General features: G+C 67.4%; 21 protein-coding genes and 1 CRISPR repeat array (1 of these 22 running past the window's edge). Of the genes, 19 read left to right on the top strand and 2 right to left on the bottom strand.

Annotation, left to right across the window (positions count from 1 at the left end):
* Position 1 precedes the first annotated feature (1 nt).
* The 5 genes from ACOQPD_RS07445 (at position 2) to ACOQPD_RS07425 (ending at position 8,211) form a co-directional block, all read left to right on the top strand.
* On the top strand, positions 2-217 hold the full coding sequence (locus ACOQPD_RS07445; protein WP_420614257.1) for a hypothetical protein: 216 nt from the start codon (positions 2-4) through the stop codon (positions 215-217).
* The gene (locus ACOQPD_RS07440) at positions 198-1,619 is read left to right on the top strand and encodes a zincin-like metallopeptidase domain-containing protein (protein WP_420614256.1); all 1,422 of its coding nucleotides are present in this window, start codon (positions 198-200) and stop codon (positions 1,617-1,619) included. The genes ACOQPD_RS07445 and ACOQPD_RS07440 overlap by 20 nt, the downstream gene beginning before the upstream one ends.
* A complete protein-coding gene (locus ACOQPD_RS07435) occupies positions 1,600-2,340 on the top strand; it encodes a hypothetical protein (protein WP_420614255.1) in 741 nt (246 codons plus the stop codon). Before ACOQPD_RS07440 ends, ACOQPD_RS07435 begins: the two co-directional genes overlap by 20 nt.
* A 73-nt stretch (positions 2,341-2,413) precedes the next feature.
* Entirely contained in the window at positions 2,414-3,073 is a 660-nt protein-coding gene (locus ACOQPD_RS07430) for a hypothetical protein (RefSeq protein ID WP_420614254.1), read from the top strand.
* Between the two features lie 50 nt (positions 3,074-3,123).
* Positions 3,124-8,211: a helicase-related protein gene (locus tag ACOQPD_RS07425; protein ID WP_420614253.1), complete on the top strand. Its 5,088-nt coding sequence runs from the start codon at positions 3,124-3,126 to the stop codon at positions 8,209-8,211.
* 84 nt (positions 8,212-8,295) lie between these two features.
* Here the strand turns inward: ACOQPD_RS07425 and ACOQPD_RS07420 are convergent, their stop codons facing one another.
* Positions 8,296-8,550, bottom strand: coding sequence for a hypothetical protein (locus tag ACOQPD_RS07420; RefSeq protein WP_420614252.1), 255 nt, complete (start codon positions 8,548-8,550; stop codon positions 8,296-8,298).
* 328 nt (positions 8,551-8,878) lie between these two features.
* On the opposite strand from ACOQPD_RS07420, the gene ACOQPD_RS07415 reads away from it, so the two are divergent.
* The 12 genes from ACOQPD_RS07415 to ACOQPD_RS07360 all read left to right on the top strand — a co-directional run bounded on the left by ACOQPD_RS07415 (position 8,879) and on the right by ACOQPD_RS07360 (position 18,915).
* Positions 8,879-10,117, top strand: coding sequence for a hypothetical protein (locus ACOQPD_RS07415; RefSeq protein WP_420614251.1), 1,239 nt, complete (start codon positions 8,879-8,881; stop codon positions 10,115-10,117).
* Entirely contained in the window at positions 10,118-11,728 is a 1,611-nt protein-coding gene (locus ACOQPD_RS07410; protein ID WP_420614250.1) for an ATPase, T2SS/T4P/T4SS family, read from the top strand.
* Entirely contained in the window at positions 11,725-12,546 is an 822-nt protein-coding gene (locus tag ACOQPD_RS07405) for a hypothetical protein (protein WP_420614249.1), read from the top strand. The genes ACOQPD_RS07410 and ACOQPD_RS07405 overlap by 4 nt, the downstream gene beginning before the upstream one ends.
* Positions 12,543-13,277, top strand: a complete 735-nt coding sequence (locus ACOQPD_RS07400; RefSeq protein WP_420614248.1) for a type II secretion system F family protein — start codon at positions 12,543-12,545, stop codon at positions 13,275-13,277. Before ACOQPD_RS07405 ends, ACOQPD_RS07400 begins: the two co-directional genes overlap by 4 nt.
* 22 nt (positions 13,278-13,299) lie before the next feature.
* A complete protein-coding gene (locus ACOQPD_RS07395) occupies positions 13,300-13,512 on the top strand; it encodes a hypothetical protein (RefSeq protein ID WP_420614247.1) in 213 nt (70 codons plus the stop codon).
* Positions 13,513-13,578: 66 nt separating this feature from the next.
* The gene (locus ACOQPD_RS07390) at positions 13,579-13,986 is read left to right on the top strand and encodes a hypothetical protein (RefSeq protein ID WP_420614246.1); all 408 of its coding nucleotides are present in this window, start codon (positions 13,579-13,581) and stop codon (positions 13,984-13,986) included.
* A 1-nt stretch (position 13,987) separates the two neighbouring features.
* Positions 13,988-14,491: a hypothetical protein gene (locus ACOQPD_RS07385; RefSeq protein WP_420614245.1), complete on the top strand. Its 504-nt coding sequence runs from the start codon at positions 13,988-13,990 to the stop codon at positions 14,489-14,491.
* A complete protein-coding gene (locus ACOQPD_RS07380) occupies positions 14,488-14,826 on the top strand; it encodes a hypothetical protein (RefSeq protein ID WP_420614244.1) in 339 nt (112 codons plus the stop codon). The genes ACOQPD_RS07385 and ACOQPD_RS07380 overlap by 4 nt, the downstream gene beginning before the upstream one ends.
* Positions 14,814-16,169, top strand: a complete 1,356-nt coding sequence (locus ACOQPD_RS07375) for a hypothetical protein (protein ID WP_420614243.1) — start codon at positions 14,814-14,816, stop codon at positions 16,167-16,169. The genes ACOQPD_RS07380 and ACOQPD_RS07375 overlap by 13 nt, the downstream gene beginning before the upstream one ends.
* 192 nt (positions 16,170-16,361) lie before the next feature.
* Positions 16,362-17,327 (top strand): hypothetical protein, encoded by a 966-nt coding sequence (locus ACOQPD_RS07370; protein ID WP_420614242.1) that lies wholly within the window; start codon positions 16,362-16,364, stop codon positions 17,325-17,327.
* Positions 17,328-17,822: 495 nt separating this feature from the next.
* Positions 17,823-18,056 (top strand): hypothetical protein, encoded by a 234-nt coding sequence (locus tag ACOQPD_RS07365; RefSeq protein WP_420614241.1) that lies wholly within the window; start codon positions 17,823-17,825, stop codon positions 18,054-18,056.
* Positions 18,057-18,498: 442 nt separating this feature from the next.
* The gene (locus ACOQPD_RS07360; RefSeq protein ID WP_420614240.1) at positions 18,499-18,915 is read left to right on the top strand and encodes a hypothetical protein; all 417 of its coding nucleotides are present in this window, start codon (positions 18,499-18,501) and stop codon (positions 18,913-18,915) included.
* A gap of 24 nt (positions 18,916-18,939) precedes the next feature.
* On the opposite strand, the gene ACOQPD_RS07355 is transcribed toward ACOQPD_RS07360, so the two are convergent.
* Entirely contained in the window at positions 18,940-19,119 is a 180-nt protein-coding gene (locus ACOQPD_RS07355) for a hypothetical protein (RefSeq protein ID WP_420614239.1), read from the bottom strand.
* 978 nt (positions 19,120-20,097) lie between these two features.
* Here ACOQPD_RS07355 and ACOQPD_RS07350 point away from each other — a divergent pair.
* A complete protein-coding gene (locus ACOQPD_RS07350) occupies positions 20,098-20,367 on the top strand; it encodes a helix-turn-helix transcriptional regulator (RefSeq protein WP_420614238.1) in 270 nt (89 codons plus the stop codon).
* Between the two features lie 86 nt (positions 20,368-20,453).
* Complete coding sequence (locus ACOQPD_RS07345; protein ID WP_420614237.1) at positions 20,454-20,615, top strand: hypothetical protein; 162 nt, start codon at positions 20,454-20,456, stop codon at positions 20,613-20,615.
* Position 20,616: 1 nt separating this feature from the next.
* A CRISPR array of direct repeats spans positions 20,617-21,667; the repeat unit is 36 nt; unit sequence GCCGCAATGGAGGGCGGGGATTAATCCCCGCCGGAT (it continues 509 nt past the right edge of the window).

Below are 21,667 nucleotides of genomic sequence, written 5' to 3'. Positions count from 1 at the left end.
CATGACTGAACAACCGACCAGCAGGCCCACCCCTCGGAGCGGGGAAGAACCGGCCGACGCTCTGGCGGACGGCCAACCCGTGGACGTCTACCGGGACGCGGAGGACGGACGCCGTTACGGGAAGCATCCGTGGGGGTTCACTCTCGGATACGACGAGACAGCCGACCTGCCTCCTACGACCGCTGAGAGGAGACCCGATGGGCTCGAAGGTAAGTGACCTCACGAACGCTATGGCGGCGACCCTGGCGGACGCTATCGAACGGGACGACGGCCAGTGGACCAAGCCGTACCACGCGTCGGGTCCGTCCACTCCCCACAACCCGGTCACGGAACGCACCTACACGGGAATCAACTGGCTGTTTTTGGCCGCGGCGGGCAACGCTATGGCCATCGACTACGGAGGCTGGGCAACCTATCGGCAGTGGCAGAAGGTGGACTGCCAGGTCCGGAAGGGAGAACGGTCGGTTCGGGTGATCCGCGTGGCCACGTCGAAATGCTGCGACGACAAGCAATGCCGGGAGGGCAGATACTGCGGCGAGACCGTCCGCAAATGGGTCGTCCCTTACTCGGTGTTCAACGCCACCCAGGTGGACGGTGACGTTCCTATCGCCGAGGGATACGAACGCCCGCCCCGGCTGTGGTCGGCTCGGGAAGTGACCGACATGTTCCGGATGACCGGCTCGGATTGGGAGTTCCAGGACGGGGTGGTGCCGCACTACTCCCGCGACAGCGACAAGATCGTGACACCGACCCCGGCCGCGTTCGACGACGTAGGCGGATACGCCAGCACCGTAGCCCACGAGCACGCCCATTGGACCGGCCACCCCACCCGCACCGGACGCCACTCCCGGACAGGGGTCGGCGACGAGGCGCGAGCGCGTGAGGAACTGGTAGCGGAACTCGGCGCGGTAGTGATCTGCTCCGCCCTCGGTTTGGAGCACAGCCCGGTCACTCACCACGCCCGCTACCTGAAGTCGTGGGCGGGTCACCTCCGGAGCCAGGAGGGCGGAGCGGCCCTGACAGCGGCCAGCGCCGACGCCAGCAGAGCGGCGGGGTTGGTAGTGGATGCCATCACCGTAGGCATCCAGGAGAGGGCCACAGCGGCCGCTGAGCGGGGCGTTGCCGAACGAGCCGGCACCGCTGTCGCGGCCCGAACACCCACCGTCGCTGTCGCGGCCCGTGCGCTGCCGGCACAGCAGGCGCACCCGGCGCCCGACCTTACGTTCCCTGCCCGCCAGGCCGTGGCCAGCTGGCTGGTGGGACGCACGGTTAAGAGCGGCACCGCCGCCCCGGAGGCGGCCGCCGCCCGTTTCGGCGGGCTGCTCCGGGTTCCACCGCCCGATCCGACGATCCGCCCACCGGACCCGAGTGTCCAAGACCGCCTCGCCGTACGCGACTGGCTGGTGGAGGCGCAGACCGCTGAGATCGGCGACCGGGCACAAGTACCGGTGTCGCGGATCGAGCGCATCGTTGGACTCAGCCCCGAAGATGTGGCACAAGCCCGCAAAGCCGTTCCCGTCTCAGCCGAGACGACACCGGAGAGAGAGCAGGCAGCGGTCACACCTGACGAGCGGCAACACAGCAACAGAAGGGGAGGCTATGGCAGCTTCGGACTCTAAACAGACCGCCCTGAAACGCTCCCTGATGGGCCTCGGCGTAGCCGTCGGCCTCATTGTCGTGGTGCTGCTCTGGTCGCGGTGTGCTACCCCGTCCACCCTGTATTCGGGGACGGTGACGGTCGATCCTCAGCAACTTCTCGGCCCGGTGAACGCGGTAGCAGCCGCTGAGCGGGCGCTGCAGGAGTGGGCGCCCGGCTCGGAGCCTCAGCTGGTGGAGGTGTCGTGGCGCCGCAGCGGGCAGAGCGTCCGGGTCACCGCCGACGTGGACGGAGCAACTGTGCAGGTCCTGGTCGAGGACCACGGCCCGGCAGGGTGGGTGGTGCCTCACCCGCCCCGGCCCACGGAGGGGCTTGCCCCTTCGTCGTGGTGGCCGCTGGACGACCCGCCGTCAGCGACAGCGACCGACGGCCGCTGGCAAACCGCGGTCGGGTTCCTCGATGCGTGGCTTACCGGCGGCGACACATCCCGGTGGGCCGCCACCGACTACCGTCCGCCGGCGCTTTCGGCCCACTACCCGGACTGGCGGATCACCGGGGCCGAGCCCGAGTTCTTCCCGGTACCTGACACCGACCCTGCGGTGTCGGTCGTCACCATCGAGTACGAAGCGGACACCCCCGGCTCCGCCACTTCCCGCACCTGGCGTGTGCACCTGGCTGTCGCTCAGGACGCAGCTGCCCGGTGGGCGGTTACCGCCGTAGCCCACGGCCCGCCAACCGCCTAGAAGAAGGGGACGGATACGATGGCCGCAGCTGACGCTCAACTCTCGCTGTTCGACGACTGGGAGGACACCACCGATGGCCCTGCGGATAGCGCTACCAGCCCCGGAGACAGCACGCCACCGGTGGCCGGAGCCGGACCTGTCCGGCCACGAGGAGATGGTGGGCCGGGAGTGGGGCATGGCAGCGTGGGGGTGGATGGCGGCGTGGTGTCCGAGGACGCTGGCAGCGATGCCGGACCCGGTGGCGCACTTCACGGCGATGGACGACCGGCTGAGAGCGGAACAGGTCCGACTGCGGGAGGCGACACCGCTACGGGAGGGGGAGACACCGGCAGCGTTCCAGTTCCGGGTGTCCGACCTGGTGGAGAACCAAGCCCGGGCGGAGCGGCCGCCTCCGGAAGTGGAACGGCCGGTGTGGGATCAGGAATGGTCGGACGTGATCCGGTACCTGCATCCGACGCGGAGGGCCCCGGACGGGACGTGGCTGCGAGGCCGAGAGGAGCAGTGCGCGACGACCCTGGGCCGGCTAGCGACGGAGATGCTGGACATGTGGACACAGGACGACGACGCCCGCACCCACCTGATGGCCCCGTCGGTGATGCAAACGATCCTCGACCGGATGGAACCCCTGAGCCGTCACCTGGTGTGGGACGCGGCCGCCCGCAAAGCACGGAAGGTGTATCCGACGGAACCGGAGTACCGGCAGCTCCGGAACTACCCGTCACCCCCCTACTAGCCGCCGATTACCGGCCCCCGTCCGGCCAGATCAGCCGGATCGAAGCCAACTTGGAGGCCCTGCGGGTGCTGGCCGAGGTGGAGGAGTCCGGCCAGCCCGCCAGCACCGAACAGCGTCGGGTCCTCGCCCGCTGGTCCGGGTGGGGAGCCGTACCGCAGGTGTTCGACCAAGACCACCAGTTGGGCAAACGGTTCCTGGCGCAGGTGCGGGAAGCGTTGGGCGACAACGACACCGCCGTAGCCGCCGCCCGCCAGTCCACCCTCAACGCCCACTACACGTCCCCGCTGGTGGCGGAGGCGCTGTGGAAGCTGGTCACCGACCTCGGCTTCGAGGGCGGCGACGTGATCGAGCCGGGCAGCGGGCCGGGCGTGTTCTTCGCTGCCGCACCCCCCGACGTGCGGATGACAGGTGTCGAACTGGACCCGACCACGGCTCGGATATGCGCCGCGATCCACCCCGAGCACACCGTCGTGACCGCTCCCCTCCAAGCCTACAAGGGGTCTGGTCTCGCGGCGGCGATCGGCAACGTGCCATTCGCGGACGTGCGGACCAAGGACGGCCTGGGAACGGTGGACCAGCCCGTGTCGCTGCATAACTACTGCATCGCCAAGTCGCTGGCGGCTCTGGCTCCGGGAGGGCTGCTGGTGGCCCTCACCAGCCGTTACACACTGGATTCGGTGAGCCCCGCCCAACGGAAGCAGATCGCACGGTGGGGAGAGTTCGTGGGAGCGGTGCGGCTGCCGAGCAACACGTTCACCGCGCAGTCGGGAACGTCGGTGGTTACCGACGTGGTGGTGTTCCAACGCCGCCCCGAACCGCTGAAGACAGCAGAACTGCCCGCCCACGAGGAATGGTGGGGCACCACGGAATGGTCCACGTCTGACGGTACCCCGTTCCGTCAGAACGCCTGGTACGGCGCTAACCCCGACCTGGTAGTCGGCACCCCCGAGAGCGGTGGTATGTGGGGCCGGGACGACGTGAAGCTCGTCACCGCAGACCCCCTCGATGAGGTAATCCCTGCCGCTCTCGACGCTCTGGCCTCCCGAGCGGTGCTGCCGTACCCGCTGCCGGATGTGGCCAGCCGGGCCTCCCGGACAGCGGTCAGCCCGTTCCCGTCGTTCGTGCCGCCCGCCTGGGCTCGGGAGGGTTCGATATTTGTCACCCCCAAGGGGTACCTACAGATCAGCGAAGGACTCCCCCGGGAGATCAAACCCCGCCTCGACCCGCCCGATCCGTCGCTGCGGAGCGCCCCGTCGAGAGTCAAGCGGGCCGATCTGGAACGCCGCCGGGCCGAGGCCGCCGCCAAGCTGGCCGCCATGTGCGACCTCCGGGACGTAGCCCGCGAGCTGCTCGCCGCGGAACAGAGCGAAGCGGAGAACACCGAGGACCTCCGGGCGGAGATGGGCGCCGCCTACGACCGGGCCGTGGCCACCCTCGGTCACACCCTGATCCAACGCGACGACGACGGGAACATGCGCCGCCAATACCTCGGCGGATTTGTCGCTGACCCTGACGCTGTGTTCCTGATGGGACTGGAGGAGGACGGCCCCGACGGGACTCCGGTGAAGGGGCCGGCGTTCCGCCGTGCGATGACCGTACCGGTGGTAGCACCAGCGGAGGTGTCCACCCTCACCGAAGCGGTGATGCAGTCGGTCGGGCGGTTGGGCCGGGTGGACATCGAGTTCATGCGGTCGGTCACAACCTTCGACTGGGCGGAGGACGACCTGGTGGAAGAAGGCCTGGCCTTCCGGAACCCGGACACGGTGGGAGCCCCCGGCGAGGAACAGTGGGTGGCCGCCCCGCTGTATCTGGCGGGCGACGTGCGGACCAAACACGCCGAAGCTGCGGCGGTAGCCGCCGACGACGCACGGTACGCCCCGAATGTGGCCGCCCTCGAGAAGGTACTGCCCCCGTTCGTTGCGGCAGCTGACATCGAGATCGGATGTGGCACCACCTTGCTCGAACCGAACGAGGTGGAGCAGATGATCACAGACACGCTCGGGCCTATCCGGGACCTGCGGGTTACCTACTCGGCGGCGGGCGGCTGGGGGATCAGCGGCCAGGCCGACACCTACTCGGCCGATTTCGTGTCGGTGTGGGGCACGGCGAACGCCAGCGCCTTGCGGATCCTCGACGCGGCGTGGTCGGGACGCCAGGTGGTGATCACCCGCCAGGACCCGCGTTATCCCGACGACCCTAAGCGGCGGGTCGTAGACACAGAGGCCACCGCCCTCTCCGCCGAGAAGGTCGAGAAGTGGCATGACCGCCTCAACGAGTGGATGTTCGACGAGTCGATCACCCGCCGCGAGGAGATGGAGAGGCGGTGGAACACGCAGTACAACCGCTTCGTGCCCCCTCGCTTCCCGGCCGAGTGGATCGGAGAGCCGCCGGGGCTGAGCGACGAGTTCCGCTCCCTGGGCCTGTACGAACATCAGAAGACCGCCGCGGCGCGGATCGCCCTGGGCGACGACTTCCTTTTGGGTCATTGCGTCGGCGCCGGCAAGACGGTCACGATGGCGGCCGGGGTGATGCGGATGCGGCAACTCGGCATCCGCCAAAAGCCTCTCTTGGTGGTACCTAACCAGGTGGTCACACAGTTCGGGGTCGAGTTCATGAGAGCATTCCCCGACGCGAAGGTGCTGATGCCGCCGAAGGGGGACACCCCCGGCCGGAAGCAGCGCCGCCAGTTCGCCTCCCAGAGCCTCTGGGGGGACTGGGACGCTGTGATTGTGCCCCATTCGTTCTTCAACCTGATGCCGCTACGGCCCGACACGAAGGTGGCGCACCTCCAGTCGCGGCTCCAGGAAGTGCGGGAGGACTACGAGCGGGCTAACAACGAGGCCGCTCTCCACGGTGACCACAACACGAGCGGCCAAGCCCGTCGGCAGCGCACGATCAAACAGATCGAGAAGCAGGTAGCGAGGGCCGAGGAGAGGCTGGGGAAGTTGCTCACCGCCACCAAGGACGACGACGTGTGGTGGGAGGAGTACGGGTTCGACTATGTGCTCATCGACGAGGCTCATGAGTACAAGAACTTGGCGATTCAGTCGACCGACCGCACCGCCAACCTGACGGGAGCGGAGAAGGCCGAGGACCTGCTGATGAAGATCGAGGTGCTGCGGAACCGGCATCCGGGGAAGGGTGTCGCTACCTTGGCTACGGGCACTCCCGTATCGAACCGGCCTTCGGAGTTGTGGGCGATGCTCCGCTACCTGGGTCCGGACCTGCTGGAGTCGGCAGGGGTGTTCACTTACGATGCCTGGTCTTCGTGGTGCACCACCAAGTCCACGAACATTGAACCGTCCCCCCTCGGCGGCGGGTTCGCCCCCCGAACACGGGTGTCGGCGTATGTCAACGTGCCGGAGCTGCGGGCGATGATCGACACCCGAGCCGACATACGCACCGCTGACAGCCTCGGCCTGGTACGGCCCCCACTAGCCGGCGGCGACCGCCAGGACGTGTACGCACCGGCCTCTGCGCTGCTCAACGGCTGGATGGACTCACTCGCGGAGAGAGCGGTCGCTCCCGCTGACAACAAGGACATCCTGATCGCTCTCATCACCTCCGCCCGCCAGGCCGCCGTGGACCTGAGCGCAGTGGGGATCCCGGTCAACCCCGAACGCCCCTCGAAGCTGGTCACCGCCGCCGACCACATAGCGGCCCTCCACCGGGAGAAAACCGACTGGAGGTTCCCGGATTCGGACAAGACGGGCACGCTGCAGCTCGTGTTCTGTGACATCGGGACACCCAACGCCGACGGGCCGAGGGTCTACGGCACGCTGGCGGACGCGCTTGTGGCGCGGGGTGTGCCCGCCGACGGCATCGAGTTCATCCACGACCACCCTTCCGCAGCGGAGAAACAGGACCTGTTCCGCCGCTGCCGGGAGGGGGACGTGTCCGTCCTGGTTGGTAGCACCTCCAAGATGGGCACAGGCGTCAACGTCCAAACGAGGCTCTCCGACGTCCACCACCTCACCCTCGACTGGAAGCCAGCACTGATGGAACAGCGGGAAGGGCGAGGTCTGCGACCGGGGAACCTCTGCCCAGAGGTAGGTGTCTGGTACCACATCGGGGAAGGAACCAGCGACGTGATGCAACTGTGCGTCCTTCGCAACAAGGACGCGTTCATCCGCCAGTTCATCGAGGGCCGCGAGCGGGTGATCGACGTGTGCAACACCGACGAGGACACACTCACCTACGACGACATGATGGCCCACGCCACCGGGGACAGTCGGGCCGTGGCCCTGTCGGAGGTCGCTGCCGAAGTGGCCACACTCCAAAGGCAACGGAACGCTGCCCGGGTGGCGGTACGCCAAGCCACCGACCTGCACCGCTACACCGAACAGCGGCTGGCCACATCCCGCTCCGTCCACAACGAACTGGGCGCGTACTCGGCGGTGTCCCCCACCGCACCCTTCGTCGAGGCGGACGGCCACCGTCCACTGAACCGGCAAGACGCCACCGACCTTCTCGCCCGGGCCGTGTACCGAAGCTGGCGGAACTCAAGCTACAGCTACACCGACCAGCCCGAAACGATCGCCAAGGTCGGTGACGTTCCAATATGGGTCCGCTCCCGCGACCGGATGACCGTGCTCGGTGTCGGCCCACCCCTGGCGAAGCTGTCAACCAGCCTGCAGTCCGGCCAAGTCATCAACGCCTTCAACGCCGCATGCGGCCGCCCCGTGCACGGCACCACCCCCGACCTGGAACGCAGAGTCCGGAACCTGCTCAAGGAAATCCCAGCTACCCGCGCCGCCGCCGGCCAACGCATCCCCCAACTCGAACGCGACCTCGAATCCACAACCGAGGCGGTCAACAAGGCATGGCCGCATCACCAACTGCTAGCCCGGAAAGCAGCCAAGATGGAGGCGATCCGCAAAGACATCAACGAGAACCCAATAGAGCGGCCCGTCCCGGACCTGCCAGTACCGACCCGGGCGATAGCCGAAGCGCAAGCCAACGGAGAGGACGTGGAAGCGCTCCTCGACCGGCTCGATGTCAAGCATCAGGGATCGGAGAACGAGGCCACCGAACTGGTCTTGAACGGTGACCGGGCCGTTGACGAAGCGAACCCCGCGGAAGCGGAAGACAAGGCACCCGACCTGCTAACCCACCGGAGCTTCTCGCTGTCGCTATGAACCCCTAGCGACGGGCTGGGGCAACGATGGGGATTCGCTGGCCGTCGAACACGGCGGTCAGCTCGAGGTGTCCGCCGAGACCCTCTACCACTGCTCGGACTGTGGACACCAGGTGGTCATCGGTTCTCTCATGGCCGCGACGGCAGGCTGGGCCCGGTCGAGGCGGCGGGCGAGCTCGGCCTGGGTCATCTCCCGCGCCCGGCGTAGCTCACGAAGATCGTGCGCGGCGAGTGCCTCCCAGGCCGCCTGCTCCAGGGCATCCACACGGGAACGCCGTTCCGGGTCGCTCTCTATATGGGCTACTAGATCGCTGAACCTGCGGGCTCCCATCCATGCCATCTCCCGTGCTTCTCTCTGAGTTGGACGGTTGCCTCCACCGGACGTTCGGTCTAGCAGCCGCCGCCGACCTCCCGTGCCAAGCGAACCGCCCGGCCGGCAGCGTAGCTCGTGGGCAGCGGAGACATCACTCCGGCCCTCGAAACCTGCCCTGTAAGGGCTGGGTCTGGGTCTCCTTACCTTCCGCTGTTAGCAACTTTCAATCGCGGAAAGGCACTTGAAAGTATGATATGCAGAGTTGGTTTGCGTTGCAGTAGATATGCCGGTAAGGTCAAGCCGATGGCAAGAGAACGTCCCTTTGCGGTCGTATGTGCGGACTTCGGAGGTAGGCATGTTCAGTGGTAGACCCGCCCGTATAGCGGCGGCGGGGGTGCTCGTTGCGGTAGCGGTGGTGATGGTGCTGCTGTTCGGGCGCGCGACGCCGCCGGCCGTGGTTGGAGTCTTGTTCGCGTCCGAGCCGTGGCCGCGGGGGACCGTAGGCGAGGTGGTGGTCATCGACGTCCCCGAGTCCCTCGCTCCGTTGTTCGTCACCCCGGACGGGTTGGGCAACTCAGTGGCCGCCATTGACATACCCCGTGGGACGTTCATCACCGCCGAGATGATCCGCCCACCTGGGCCGCTGCTCGGGCAGGAAGGACTGACCAGTCTGCGCCTAGTGGCAACGTCCGCCTTGTGGCCCGCTCCGGGGCCCGCCAGCGGCGACGAAGCAGTGGTCGGCATCGCCGGCGAAGCGTGCTCCCTCACCGTCACTGAACTAGTCGACGTGGCTGCCGAAGAAGGCACCGTGACCGTAGCGGTCACCCCCGCCGTGGCCGCCCGACTCATGGCCCAACCCGACCTGGCGGTCTGGCCCCCAGTCGGCGGGACATGGCCCGAGTGTCCACGTCCGGAACCGCCGCCCGTCCCGATCCAGGCCACACCGGCGGGAACTACCCGACTGGCCCTAACCGCAGCCTCCAACCTGTGGCCACCTCCCGGCCCGCAACCCGGCGACCGGGCCGTAGTCGCACCCGCCGCCGACGCCTGCGCCCTGGTCGTGACCGACCTACTCGACGTGGACGCAGCGACGGGCACCGTGGTAGTAGCCGCCGACGCCGGTGACCTGGTCGCTCTCCGAGCCGCTGGGAGCCTCTCCGTGTGGCCAGCGGGCAGCGTGGCATGGCCATCCTGCGGCCCTGACCGGTGGCGACTCCACTCCGGAGTCCCCGAGGGGTTAACCCCGCTACAGGTCCTTGTCAACCCCACCTACTTCCCGCCGCCCGGCCCCGCCGCCGGCGACCTGGTGGTAGTGGGCCCCTCCGGCGAGGGCTGTGCCTGGCTGGTCACCGAACTACTCGCCGCCGAGGGCCCCGCGGTCAGCATTGCGGTAACGCCCGACGTGGCCGTCCGACTCATGGCCCAACCCGACCTGGCGGTGTGGGCACCGACCACCGACGGCACCTGGGACATGTGCGTCGACCTCCCCGACGCTCTGGAGCCCGACCCGGAGCCGACACCCGAAGCCGACACCCCACCACTCGACGTCGAGGACCCATCCGAGAACCCGGCTGAGGGCGAGGGAGACGGGTAGATGCTGCTGGTTATCAAAGACAAACGGCTCGCCCCTGACGTGACCGAGTGGGTCGCCCGAAACCTGGCCGACGGGGTACGGCGCAAGGAGCGAGGAGTGGCGCTGGTCGAGAACCTTGGCGACGAGGCGCTACGGACAGCGCGGGGGCAGGTGCTCGTGGTGCGTTCCGACATCGACTACGACCGCCTGCTCGCCGCGGTCGCCGGCGCCGCTGCGGTTGCGCTCATCACCGAAGGAAAGGCGGAGAACGTCAGGCTATGGCTCGACCTCGACACCGGTGCCGGGTACCGCGTACCGGTGGTAGTCGTGATGGTCACCGACGAACCAGAGCCGAGCCTTGATCTGCTCGCCGCTACCGCCGGCATCACCGCGATGCGGAACATCCGCCCGGCCCCACACCGGAAGGCGATCAAGCTGCTGCGCCGCATGGGCCGGAACCTGGCCCCCTACGCCGTGCAACCCCGACGGTTCGATGCGTCCGACTCAGCTACGCACCGGGCGGGAGCCCGCCAGCAAGCCGAGGACATCCTGGCCGACCTAATGCAACGGGAGGACGTGGAGGAGTACCAGGTGTTCGCCGGAGGGCGGATGCAGGTCCAGTACAGCGACGGCCGCCGCGAGGATCAGGGGTCTCCCTTCCCCACCGACCACGCCCTCGAGGAGGGTGTCAAGTTCTTGGCCGCGTTCGGCGGGGACCGTCCCCACCGATTCGATGAACAGCACCCCCGCTTGGACCTCAACCTGAAGGATCGATGGCGACTCCACGCCGAGGGGTTCGTCGTCAAACCCATGTATCTGGCGTTGAGGGCGAACATGGGAGGCCGGCGCTCCCTGGCCGAGTTGGGCTTCGCTGACAATCGGCTGAACGGCCTGCTCGTGGCAGCAAGCAACGGGCCGCACCGAGCGAACGTGATCGTGGCTTCCACCATGTCGGGCGGCAAGACCACCCTGATCCAGGCGATCCTGGCTGACACACCCCCACATGAGCGGGTGGACACCATCGAGGACACCGCCGAGTTGCGCCTAGCCCACTACGGCATCCATCGCCTGACGTTTGAGCGGCTCACCCGCGACGCCAACGCCGACGGCGTGGGGCAGTTGACGATGGCCGACCACATCCGCGAGGCCAAACGAGGCAACGCCTCGAAGATAGTCGTGGGCGAGATACGCGGCGAGGGAGCGGACGCCCTGTTCGATGCCATGTCGAGCGGGATGAACGGGTGCTTGGCGACGCTGCATTCCCCACCAGGTACCGGCGTGCTGGACAAGTTGGTTGCCTACGCCGCGGCGGAGGGCTCCCCCGAACAGTACGCCCGCCGCCAAATAGCGGCCGGGGTGCATCTATTGGTCTGGCTGGGCCGCAACAACCGCAACGAGAGGGTGATCGCCGACGTGACCGAGATCGTCGACGTAGACGACACCGGCATGCGGATACGGACGAACTGTCTGTGGCAACTGGCCGAAGGGGACCGGTGGGCACGACCCGTCAGCCTCCCGCAGAACCCGGTTGTGGCCGCCCTGTACGACTCAGTGGGGCTCTGCCCCGACGACATGACCGACCCGCGCGCCGACCGGCCATTCCGGGTGGTGGACTCCGGAGGCGAACGATGAACCCGACCGGGTGGATCGTCACAGCGACAGCCCTAGCCGGTGTGGGCCTCATCCTGTGGCCCGACCGCCGGCCGGTACCCACCCTCCTGGTGATGCGAGCCACCCGGGCGCGTCAAGCGGTGCGAGAAACCCGCCCGTCCACGGTGCTAGGCCCGGCAGGGGCGGCGACTACGGGAGCCACCGTAGCGGTTCAGTGGGGTATGGCCCTCGGGTTGGCCGCCATGATCCTCTACGGTGTCGGGTTGTGGGCCATGGCGTTGCGGTCGCGCAGCGCCCGCCGCACCCGCCGCACAGAGCGAATGGCACGGCTGACGACCGTACTCCGTAACCAGGCGTCCACAGCCACCACCGTCGGGGAGGCCTTGACCCGAGCCGCCCCGCTAGCGACGGGCAGCGTCGGAGCCGCCGCCGAGCGTCTAGCCCGCGGCTACCAGGAGGGGGCCGTAGCCGACGCCTCCCGCGAGTTCATCGAGGCAGTCCCGGTCACGGCGTCGGTGTGGCTCACCGACGTGCTGCTGGCGTCCCGCCGCGGCACAGGACGGGCGGCCAACGTGCTAAGCACCCTCGAGGACCTCGCCGCTGCCGACGCCGACAGGGCGCGGCACTTCCACCGCCGTGTCGCAGCGCAGATGATCCCCACCATCACCGCCCTCAGCCTAGCAGTCGGGACCATCCTCGGCCTAGCGGTATGGCTGCCCGACTACGCCTCGTGGCTGCTTAGCCCCACCGGCCAGCTGATCTCACTGATGGGTGCTGTGGTGATTGCGCTGATGTGTGCGCCAATGTTCGCGGCTGCCGCAGCGGAGATGCGGTCGTGATCTGGCTGGCGGTGGTCTCATTGGTGGCGCTGGCTGTCGTGTTGGTGCTGACCGACCCTCCCGTGTACCACGACGCCGAGGACGTGTCCGCGGCCGGATGGACACCACCGATGTTCACCGCTCTGTCGGCGGCCTGTACGCTGCTGGTGGCTGTGGTCGTGTTCGTCCTCGTAGCGGGCGCTACCGGGTCGAGAGCGGCACCGGCTGTCGGTGTCGCAGCTGGGGTGTGGATGCCGCTGCTGCTCCCCCTACGGCTGCGCCGCACCGTCCTGGACTCGCACAGCCGCCGCCAGTCCAGCGCACTCCACTCTTGGCTTCGCCGGGTCCGGCTCTACACCGCCATAGGGATGCCGCTGCGCGAGGCCGCCGTGGAAGCCGCCCACCAGACCACCGAGCGAGCGTTCACACCCGTAGCGGCCGCCATCGCCACCGCGCTCGAAGGAGGACGGGACCCCCTCACCGCCGCCGCCCAGAGGGTAAGCGGATCCGCAGCCGAGACGCTGCTCGGAACCGTCGACACAGTAGAACGCACCGGAACCGCCACCGGCGAACTCATCGACCACGTAATGGACCGGGCGATCGCCGTGTACGCCACCACAGCCGCAGAACGCACCGACCGGCTCGGACGCACCACCGGCACCCTCGGGACCATCATCGTCGCTGTGGCCGTCGCGATCCTCATGTTCGGCATAGCAGCATCGATCAACACCGGCGCCGTCGTGGCACCGTGACCAAGAGAGGAAGGAAAGCGCAATGGACAGACCAATCGGCATAGTGCTCAGCATCGTGCTCACCGTAGTAGGCATGATCGCCGCCGGGTACATCATGTGGTCGGGGATAGAAGAAGGGCAACAACAAGTCGAGGACGTGAACCCCTACGCGGGCATCACCGTCGAGGCCGTGTGCGCCGCGGCGGGCGGAACGTGGACAGCCGCCAACGCAGTTGGCACACAGTGCCACGACTAGAGGACGACTTGGTCGCTGGCCGCTTAGCGCTGCCTGAGTAGGAACGTGGACACGGCGGTCGCAGTTATGAAGCTAGGCGCAGTGTGGCTGGCGCTGGTGACGATGGTCCTGTCACTGTTCTTGTCCTACACGTCCGGCCTCGAAGCCCGCTCCGCCGTCCGATCAGCCGCGTACGCTGCCGCAGCGCATCTCGGACGTGACTGGAACTGCCAGGCAACCGGGACCGAGTGGGCTCAGGCTGAAACCGCTGCGGCGAGGGCCTCCGGGGACCGGCTAGCAGGCAACAACCGCCTCATCGTCACCGACTTCGGGCTGACCGCTGACACCGCCACCTGCACCGTGCTCGCCGCGTTGCAGGTAGTCCCCGTCAGCGCAGGCCGGTGGTGGTGGACCGGCCCCGTCCACGCCGTCGCATGCGCACCGACCCAGTCGACCGGGCTGCCCCTCCCAACTGCCTGCGGACAGGGAACCTGACATGGACGAGATAGTCGGCGCCGTGCTAGCCGTACCGTTGCTCCTCCTCGGGATCCTGACAATGGCCACCGTCGTCGAGATCGCCGACCGCCGTGAGCAGCTCGCCACCGTCGCTCACCGCGGCGTCGTGAACGCAGCGGCGGGGGTGTACGCCGACGCGTCACCCGCCGAGGTACGAGCCGGAGTACAGGCAGGCGAAGACGCAGCGGTGGCCGCGTCACGGGTGTGCTCAGACCAGCTGTCGGTGACCGTCGAATACTACGACCAGCAAGTGAGCGGCTGGATGCCCCCCACCCGCTACAAGACGGCCACCGTGTGGGTCGGGGCCACTCCCAACCTGAGCCGGGCAAGGGTCACAGTGGAATGCTGGCTCCTGCCCGGGCCGATGCCGGGACTGACCCCCAGGGTCAGCCACCAGGCCGAAGTGCCCCTACCGTCCGCTCCGCTGGCCTCCCCCACCTCGCCCGACACCGACCCTTTCGGCGGGCTTCAGGAGGAACGGTGAGGTTCGCTGTCACTACGGTCAGCATGGTCAGCCTGATCGTGTTCGCCATGCTGTTCCTGGCGGACTACGCCGCGTGGGTCCGAGGCCAAGAACTCGCCTACGAGATAGCCGCCCGCGACTACCGGGTCGCTCTAGCGGACTGTGCCGACGACCTGGTGTGCGCCCAGCCGCCGCCCACCGCCTGCCGGCACACCAACAACGTGCTCGAAGTCACCGCCGACCTCGGTCACCGGAGGCGGTTCCCGTTCGGAGCGGCCCCCACCAAAGCTTCCCTGTACCTCGACAACGCCGCCCACTCCTTCAACATGGACGCTGTACCCGCATGCGCGCCGTAACCTACGTCTCCCGGCGATGGGGCACCGCCGATGGCCGGGCCAACATCGGGCGCTGGGTCGCCGCAGTCGTCATCGTCTTCAGCTACGCCCTGGCTATCCGCTGGCTATGGACCCGCGACCTGATCCCCTCCAAACTGGCCGACGTGACAGCACCCTGGTACCGCATCCGCCAACAGGGAGAACCCGACGAGACACTTATCCCCCTAGTCGTAGCGGTGGCCCTGATGGCCAGCCTCCCGCTCATAGTCCTAGCAGCCCGAACAGTCCTCACCCTTCGCCCCTGGCAGCCGCACAGCGGCGGCGGGTACCTAGCCCGGACGCCCGCACCGGTACCGATCCCCGCCGCGTCTTGGTCGGCTTTCACCCAACAGCTCCTGCTCGACCGAGCCCGCTCCGAGTCCGAAAACTCCCGCCCAGGCTCTGGATCCGTGTTGCGGCTACCCATACCGGAAACTGTCCCCGCACCTCTAGGCCCGGCCCCCTCCGGCGCCGAGGCGCCCGTGTTTCAGGGAGAAACACCGGACCCCCCAACGGACCCGGACCCGGACATCAACCCAGCATCGTCACCAACACCCACCAACCAGCCCGCCACCGACACCGACCCAACACCCACAATCACCGACCAGCTCGCCGCCGCCGAAGCCGACCTGAACCTCTCCCTCACCGAACCCGACCCAGACCCACCACCGACACCCAACGTCACCGACCAGCTCACCGCTGCCGTCCTTGAGATCGCCCCCGATCCCGACCGGCCCGCGACACCTTCCCCCGTCTGGCAGGGAGCAGCGGCGGCAGCGGGTGGTCCTGTGGACACGGCGGGCGAAGAGTTCGGTGAGGCGGTAGGAATCCCGAAGCTGCGGCTGCTGACGTTATGTGGGCACCAGTGGGGTATGCGGCTTCAGAGGTTCAGCTTGTTGGCGCTTATCGCTTACCGGGGGGAGGCCACCGTGGCCGAGGTACACCGGGCGTTGGACACGTCCAAGTCGTCGGCCAAGTCCTTGATCTGGCGTGCCAGCAAAGCGGGCTGGGTGACCTGGGACGGCCGCCAGTATTGGCGGTTGGCGGAGGGGGTCGTAACCGACATAGCCGCTCTCAACGCTGCGGTGCTGCGCGGCGAGGAGCAGGTAGCGGCAACCCTGGCCGAGGCGATGGGTCGGCCGCTGCAACAGGCGGACGGGCCCACCGCCGCATGGATCGACGACCCGATCTACGCGATCAAACGGTCCGTCCGGGGAGACCTAGTGGAGGAAGCCGCCAACGCGTTGGCGGCTGCTGTAGAGAAGTGGCCGCACCGTTTGGTGTTCCGCGCAGCCGTGGACAGGATTTACGGTGACGCCAATTAGCGGCCCGACCGACCGCCTGAGAGGGCTGCGCTCCCTCGGCCACTTAGTGGCCTCCCGCCGTCAACCACGAAGGCTGGTCGCGGCGGCGCGCGTGGAGTGTCTGAGGCTCGGGCGAGTTGTGTCACAGGTGCTGGGTACCTTCGGCCCTGAGGGCCGCTACAGCCCGCTGCCGTCCGGACAGGGAGACAGACCATGAACATGAACCGCACGACCAGAGCGAGATTGGGACTCGCCCTCCTAGCAGTAGCAGTGGCCGCTCTCGCCGCCGCCCTGGTCTGGGTGCTGGTGCTCACACCCACGGATGAGGTAGCGCAGCCGGCCCCGCCCACCACGGCAGGGTTGACACCGGCTACGACCCGGCTCGAGGCAGCCGACCTGACCACCACCACAACCACCACTCCCCCACCCACCACAACCACACCACCCACCACCACTCCCCCACCTACCACGACCACAACAACCACGACGGCTGCTCCGACCGTCGTAGACGCAGACGAGCACGACCACGACCACACAGAGACTGTGCCCTCAACCATTTTTGTCACCGTGCCCGCTCCAGAGGGCGTCGTTGACTGTCACGGCGAGTACCGGGAGCGCTACCGGGTGGTCGAGGAGTGCGTCCTTGACCGCCTCCAGTACATCTTCGAGGCCTTCCTCTTGGGTACCCACGAGGAACGGATGTCTGTGGCACGGGACGGGCACCTGCTAGCCGGCCCGCTGGCCCGCGCCGAAGCATGGGCCGCGGATTACCGGGGCGACGAATACCCACCGTTTGCCGGCCCGTGGTCCGGGTTCGAGAACGCCGACGCCCGCCCGTACCGGAGGGTGACCGTCGAGGGGGCGTCCTGGAACGGCCCGGATCTCTTGGGGGTGCTCATTCACATCGAGGCGCTGGTCCCCGAGGCGGCGGATTACGGGCCCACATCAGGGATGGAAGGGGCGCCTGCCGTTTGGGTGGACGGCCAGTGGATGGTCTCTTACCACGCGTTCTGCAGGGTTTTGGCCAGGCTGGGGCCAGCCAGCCAGACCTGTCCCGACGACCCTCGTCCGCATGTCGCCGTGGACACTGGTGCCGTCCGGGAAGCGTCCGGCCAGTACACACCGCGGGATCTGTCGGACGAGGAAACCCACCGCATCCGCGACCACGCACCCTGGTGAGGAGGGCAGACGGATGACTGTCCGCACGCGCCGGCGGTTCCTGTACCCGCTGCTGGCAGTGTCGGCTCTTGCCCTGGGCCTCCTCCTGGTAAGGGAGCCTCCCCCCACCGGGGCCCACGGCACCCACGAGGAGTCCATGACCAACTACACCTGGAGCGCGGGTAGCACCTACACGCAGTACCTCTGGCAACACTACGAATACTTCCGGGAACGCTACTGCGCAACGTGGGGATACGTCAACGGGTTCCGGGTCTGCTTGGAGTGGCAGTGGGGGAAGGAAACGGCCCGATCCTGCACCACCTGGTCCAGGTCGCAGCCGTCCATGAGTTGTGGTCATAGCCTGGGTTCGGGGTGGTATCACCAGTCGCACACGACGAACCGGACCTCCTCGTCCCGACGGGTGTGTTCGATCTCGGGGCGGAGTTCTAACACGTCGTCGCCGAGTGGGGGCGGCTGGCGAACGAGCGCTCCTTCGCACGGGGGGCGCTGCGGTAGTTGGTCGGGGTCGGGTACCCACAGAAGCCCGTCGACTACAACGACGTCATCATCGACAACGACGACCACCACGGCACCTACGACCACTACGACACGGCCGCCGCCGAGCACAACACGCCCCACGACACCGCCCACTACGCGGCCACCGCCGAGCACAACACGCCCCACACGGCCACGGCCCACGACCACCACGCCTACGACGACCGCTACGACGGTGCCGGCGGGGTGGTCTGATGGGTGTGACTGGGTGTTCGAGCAGGGTGTGGCGGTGACGCGGTTGCTGCCGGTGGCGCCTCCTGCGTCTCGGTATGTGTGGACGGGGGACGAGCCGACCGGGATGCAGATGCGGTACGTGAACGTGGACGGTGTGTGGGCGCAGCAGCTCTCGGGTACGCCTACTGCGGTTGGGGTGTGGACGGGGACTCTGAGTCCTCGTAACCCGACACCGGACGGGGTGATGAACCTGACGTGTTCGTTTGAGGTTATTTCGGGTACGGCGGCGTGTTCGCTGACGATACCGACAGACCAGATGGACGCGGTACGGGCGGCGGTGTCGTGGCAGACGGACGTGGCTGGGTCCGGCCCCGGCGGCTCTAGCTACGAGATCACAACCGGAGACCCGGCGGCGGGGAGTGGGTCTCCGCGGGTGTGGCCGGTGTGGTCATCGGATGCCGCGTTGACGCTGACGGACACGTCGGGGTGTGTGTGGACGATGATCGAGGTCATTTCGTCGGCGCATCCGCTGTTCGTCTGGTACACGGCGGATCGCAGCACTGTCCGCACCGTGTCGCCAGGGCTCGGAGCGCAGTGGGCTGCTATGAAGGCCGCCCAGCGGCGGGAGGCCGAACGGGCCGGGCGGGCGCTGCTGGCCAGGGTGGGCCTAGGCGAGCCTGAGGACAACCTGTCGCTCGGGAGCAGATGCCAGCCGGGCGACACCCCTCAACAGGACTGTGTGTGGGGTCTCCCCTTCCCCGGTGTGTGGCAATGGTCCCTGGTTGTCCGATACGAGAGCACCCAGGACGCTTCCGACCGCGACTTGATCGTGTTGTCCGGCACGTCCCGGTTCTGGAAGTTCGCCGACCGCGCCGGTTAGGTCTCGGTCGGGCCTAGTAGTCGGTCAGCCTGTGTGGATGGGTTCGGGGTCACTGACCTGCGCCGCCTTGAGCAGCGCCGGGCGGCCGGGTGGCGGCTCGTGGAACACCTTGTAGGTGGCGATGTGGTCGGGGTCTCGGTGGCCGCGTTTGGTGACTCGCAGGCGTACCTCGTCCCCGGTGTGGTGATCGACGGACCGGAACACTGCGACGGGGCGCCCGTTCGTGATCCCGGGTTCCAGCGTTGCGTCCAGTACCTCGGTGGGCGGAATTGATGCTCCTTTCCGCTACCAGCGTACCACAGGACGGGACATATGTCCCCTATAGGGAAGTGAGCGCCCTGGAGGAGTTGCGCGGCCTCAGTGTTCGAGTCGTTGGGGGGCCGTAGCATCGAGGCTGGAGATCGACCGGTGCCGAACCGGCGAAGGCTTGTCCCCCTCCCCCCGGTTGGAACCAGGTGAAGGCCCCGTTTCGTCGACACGGAAGTGGTTGCCCGCCATAGCCTGTGAGCGGGGACGCACGGCCAGGAGAGAGGCTCGCGAGGCCGGGATGGGGCGACCATCGGGCTGCCAAGAGGACCGTCCTGGTCGTGAATAAACCGCCTTAGCCCCGCTGTGGCCAACGGCACAGGCGCGGGGCCGACTTGTCCTCGTTGGCTCTCCGATCAGTTCAGTTGGCACCGAGTCGACCGCAGCAGAGCCGTGAAAGGCCTCGCAGAGGGATACGCGACCGCGTGTAGGCAAACGCGCATCTCTCGAACAACCAAGACCTAGTCCGCATCGGGACACCTGTCCCGGTGGAGTTCCCGACAGGTGGGTTGGGCAGCTAAGCACACCTCGGGCATCCCACCACTCGTCTCGATGAGCAGAGTGCCGATTGCATGGGCGGGCAGGTGTGCAGACTCCCCGAGTATGAGCCCTCGTCTCGGAGATGCCGTTTCAGCGGGCCCGTGCCCGATGGCGAGGAATTGGGAGCGCCCAAGGCTCGATGCGCGACCGCAGGGGGACAGATACGCGACCGGTCGCGGTCGACCGCGACCCACACAGGGCAGATGCGCGACCGGGTTGGGGATCCCCCTCGGTACGTTCTATGACCAACAACACGCCCTCTGACCATCCCCATCGGATGAAACAACACACAGCGTGCCAGTACAAACCTTCGGAAATGAGCGGGAGAAGAAGCTGATGAGAAACCACACCCACAACACCCGGGCAGGGTTTATCCAACGACACCCAATGACACAGCACTCCAGGAGCAGGCGGATCGTGAGACTGCCCGAAGTCATGGAGATCACCGGGTTGAGCAGAACCACAATATGGCGTCGAGAACGGGACGGGTCGTTCCCTCCACCTATCCGCCTCGGCGGCGAACACACCCGAGCGATGGGCTGGAGGGAACAAGACATCTACGACTGGATCGACGGTCTATCCCCGCAGCATGAACGATCAGGCTGAACGGATTGGGGATCGCTCTCCATGACGACAGCCTGGTTGCCCCGTCCTCACTGGACGCACACCGACGATCTGCTTGTGCAGGTCTCATGCCCGCGCGATCCGTAGAGTACCGCACCGCCCAGGCCAACCAGCCCCATGTCAATCTTGGCAAGTTCTTCATCGCCGCAATAGAGGGCGGCGACCAGGAGGCCCATCTGATCGAAGTGATCGCCGCAACTGGAGGGCGGGGACTAACGTTCTGGTGGTGAGGCCGCAATGGAGGGCGGGGATTAATCCCCGCCGGATGCCAACTCGGAGGCCTTCCACCGGCTACCGGGAACCCGCCGCAATGGAGGGCGGGGATTAATCCCCGCCGGATCGTGACGAGTGGTCATACCGTTGGAGCAGATCAGACGGCCGCAATGGAGGGCGGGGATTAATCCCCGCCGGATGCGCTACCGGAGACGTCGAACGTATGTGGGTGGTCTGGCCGCAATGGAGGGCGGGGATTAATCCCCGCCGGATCAGCCCTGCCCGACCCCGACGGCAGCTCCTACACGATGCCGCAATGGAGGGCGGGGATTAATCCCCGCCGGATTCGGGTTCCTGCTGTGGGACGCCTGGGGCCAACTCCCCGCCGCAATGGAGGGCGGGGATTAATCCCCGCCGGATACGCGTCGTTGAGGGTGGGGGGCGTGCGCCCCGAGTGCCGCAATGGAGGGCGGGGATTAATCCCCGCCGGATCCCATTTCGTCCTGGCCGACCGCCGCGAGACCGGCGCCGCAATGGAGGGCGGGGATTAATCCCCGCCGGATCACGTCGATGTGGTCGACCTTCGGGAGAGCGAAATCGCCGCAATGGAGGGCGGGGATTAATCCCCGCCGGATTCCGGCACCCCAACCCTCTCCGGCACGTTCAAGGTCGCCGCAATGGAGGGCGGGGATTAATCCCCGCCGGATTGAGCAGATCAGGTTAGCGCAAGCACCGAGAATTAGCCGCAATGGAGGGCGGGGATTAATCCCCGCCGGATGAACCGCCGGGACGCCCTGGTTGAGGCGGTAGGCGCGGCCGCAATGGAGGGCGGGGATTAATCCCCGCCGGATACGTGTCATCGGCGTGGCGGTGGTTGGCCGGTCTCCGCCGCAATGGAGGGCGGGGATTAATCCCCGCCGGATGCTGGCGCCGCATCGACCGGGCACACGGCTCACACGCCGCAATGGAGGGCGGGGATTAATCCCCGCCGGATCACCGGGCCCGGTGTCCCGGACGGCGGCACCGCCGGGGCCGCAATGGAGGGCGGGGATTAATCCCCGCCGGATAC

This window comes from Candidatus Spongiisocius sp., assembly GCF_965221825.1.
GTDB lineage: Bacteria > Actinomycetota > Acidimicrobiia > Spongiisociales > Spongiisociaceae > Spongiisocius.
The sequence above is the reverse complement of the archived record's forward strand: the minus strand, read 5'-3'. Positions and strand labels throughout refer to the sequence as shown.

What these genes read in the sequence shown, in the direction of transcription:
- ACOQPD_RS07385 (WP_420614245.1), top strand. Translation starts at nt 13,988, where the DNA reads ATGGACGAGATAGTCGGCGCCGTGCTAGCCGTACCGTTGCTCCTCCTC.
- ACOQPD_RS07345 (WP_420614237.1), top strand. Translation starts at nt 20,454, where the DNA reads ATGCCCGCGCGATCCGTAGAGTACCGCACCGCCCAGGCCAACCAGCCC.
- ACOQPD_RS07405 (WP_420614249.1), top strand. Translation starts at nt 11,725, where the DNA reads ATGAACCCGACCGGGTGGATCGTCACAGCGACAGCCCTAGCCGGTGTG.
- ACOQPD_RS07445 (WP_420614257.1), top strand. Translation starts at nt 2, where the DNA reads ATGACTGAACAACCGACCAGCAGGCCCACCCCTCGGAGCGGGGAAGAA.
- ACOQPD_RS07435 (WP_420614255.1), top strand. Translation starts at nt 1,600, where the DNA reads ATGGCAGCTTCGGACTCTAAACAGACCGCCCTGAAACGCTCCCTGATG.
- ACOQPD_RS07440 (WP_420614256.1), top strand. Translation starts at nt 198, where the DNA reads ATGGGCTCGAAGGTAAGTGACCTCACGAACGCTATGGCGGCGACCCTG.
- ACOQPD_RS07390 (WP_420614246.1), top strand. Translation starts at nt 13,579, where the DNA reads ATGAAGCTAGGCGCAGTGTGGCTGGCGCTGGTGACGATGGTCCTGTCA.
- ACOQPD_RS07410 (WP_420614250.1), top strand. Translation starts at nt 10,118, where the DNA reads ATGCTGCTGGTTATCAAAGACAAACGGCTCGCCCCTGACGTGACCGAG.
- ACOQPD_RS07370 (WP_420614242.1), top strand. Translation starts at nt 16,362, where the DNA reads ATGAACATGAACCGCACGACCAGAGCGAGATTGGGACTCGCCCTCCTA.
- ACOQPD_RS07430 (WP_420614254.1), top strand. Translation starts at nt 2,414, where the DNA reads ATGGCCCTGCGGATAGCGCTACCAGCCCCGGAGACAGCACGCCACCGG.
- ACOQPD_RS07415 (WP_420614251.1), top strand. Translation starts at nt 8,879, where the DNA reads ATGTTCAGTGGTAGACCCGCCCGTATAGCGGCGGCGGGGGTGCTCGTT.
- ACOQPD_RS07375 (WP_420614243.1), top strand. Translation starts at nt 14,814, where the DNA reads ATGCGCGCCGTAACCTACGTCTCCCGGCGATGGGGCACCGCCGATGGC.
- ACOQPD_RS07420 (WP_420614252.1), bottom strand. Translation starts at nt 8,550, where the DNA reads ATGGCATGGATGGGAGCCCGCAGGTTCAGCGATCTAGTAGCCCATATA.
- ACOQPD_RS07350 (WP_420614238.1), top strand. Translation starts at nt 20,098, where the DNA reads ATGAGAAACCACACCCACAACACCCGGGCAGGGTTTATCCAACGACAC.
- ACOQPD_RS07395 (WP_420614247.1), top strand. Translation starts at nt 13,300, where the DNA reads ATGGACAGACCAATCGGCATAGTGCTCAGCATCGTGCTCACCGTAGTA.